2 protein-coding genes and 1 pseudogene are annotated in these 1,258 nt (G+C 68.7%); 2 read left to right on the top strand and 1 reads right to left on the bottom strand.

Going from position 1 to position 1,258, the window contains the following annotated elements:
- Positions 1-255 (bottom strand): annotated as a pseudogene (locus tag BFF77_RS37495) (leucine-rich repeat domain-containing protein); the annotation flags it as partial.
- Between the two features lie 184 nt (positions 256-439).
- Here BFF77_RS37495 and BFF77_RS31705 point away from each other — a divergent pair.
- The gene (locus BFF77_RS31705; protein WP_141698602.1) at positions 440-748 is read left to right on the top strand and encodes a hypothetical protein; all 309 of its coding nucleotides are present in this window, start codon (positions 440-442) and stop codon (positions 746-748) included.
- Positions 749-939: 191 nt separating this feature from the next.
- Positions 940-1,238, top strand: a 299-nt coding sequence (locus tag BFF77_RS31700; RefSeq protein ID WP_211280375.1) for a hypothetical protein, incomplete at its 5' end; no start/stop codon positions are given.
- Positions 1,239-1,258: the final 20 nt, after the last annotated feature.

The following is a 1,258-nucleotide window of genomic DNA, read 5'->3' as shown; positions in this document are numbered from 1 at the left end:
GCTGAGTCCGGCCAAGGGACGGAACTCCTCCCGTCCGTCGTCCGCGGCCTCGTCCACCAGCTCCAGCAGACGCTGCCATCCGGCGGCCGAGGTGTCCTGGCGCTCGGTGTGAAAGCCGACGCGGGCTCGCGGACGCGGCTCGGACTGGTCGAAGCACTCGCACACCTCCTGACGGGACCGGCCTCCCGCAGCCGCCGGCGGTGATGTATCGCCCCACCGGTTCACAAAGAGCCCCGGTTCACCTTCGTTCACCATGGCGCCAGGGTACGGATTCCCACCTGGCCGGCCCAGTGGTTTCAGCGCGATGAGTACGGGCTCGGCTCCGGCCCGGAACTGTCGGTCTCCGGTCGCGCGGGAGAAATCCCCGCGTTGGCCGGTGTTATGGAGCGTGACCGCCACGCGATGTACCGTTCCCTCGCCATCAGACACAGGGGGACACATGAAACGGTGGTCGAACGAGGGCCCGGACGGCCCGCACCCGATGACACCGGCTCTGCGGGTGGAGATCAGGTCCGATCTCGCTCAAGCGCGGCTGCGGATGGTCTGGGGGGTCGTACTGGCCGTTCTGGGAACGGCGTTGACCATCTGGTCGTTCTTCAACGGCAACGGACAGATCGTGGTCCTCGGCGGCGGCCTCGTCCTGGGCCTCGCGGTGTTTCTGAACGGCTACTTCTGGGACATGCGGATACGGCGCTACCTGAGCAGGCACGGCGTCCCGATGGAGTCCGTGAAAGGCTCGCACCACTGACAGAGGGGGCGCTGTATGCCGGGTGAGCTCGACGGCGAGCGTGAAGTCGTCCGCGTTTCCGGACCGCGGGAGCACGAGGGTACCGGCCATGCGGTGGGATCGGGGAACTACGTCGAGGGGTTGCTGACCGCAGCGGTGCTGACACCGTTCTTCCAGGCGATCGCCGCCAAGTTCGGCACCCAGGCCGCCNNTGGGTCGCGTGCGAGGCGGCCGGACGCGGCCGACGGCCTCCGAGGTCCCCGCCGAACTGCTGCTTGAGGGACCGAACGGGGCTCGGGTCTTCTTCAGTACGGAGCTGCCCCCCGAGGCCGTGCGTGACCTGGTGGAGATGGGGGCGGAGGGACTGCGCCCGCTGGGGGCGAATCCGACGCTCCGCTGGCACGTCAATGTCTGGCGTGCGAATCTCCGCCAGGGCGACGGGGTGACAGTGGGCGAGAAGTTCTGGGATTCGGCCGCGAGAACGTGGAACGACCGCCCGCCTTCGCCGTAGCGCTCGTGCAGCCGGCCGAC

This window comes from Streptomyces lushanensis (assembly GCF_001700515.1).
Taxonomy (GTDB): Bacteria; Actinomycetota; Actinomycetes; order Streptomycetales; family Streptomycetaceae; genus Streptomyces; species Streptomyces lushanensis.
This window is presented reverse-complemented; position numbering and strand designations above follow the sequence as displayed.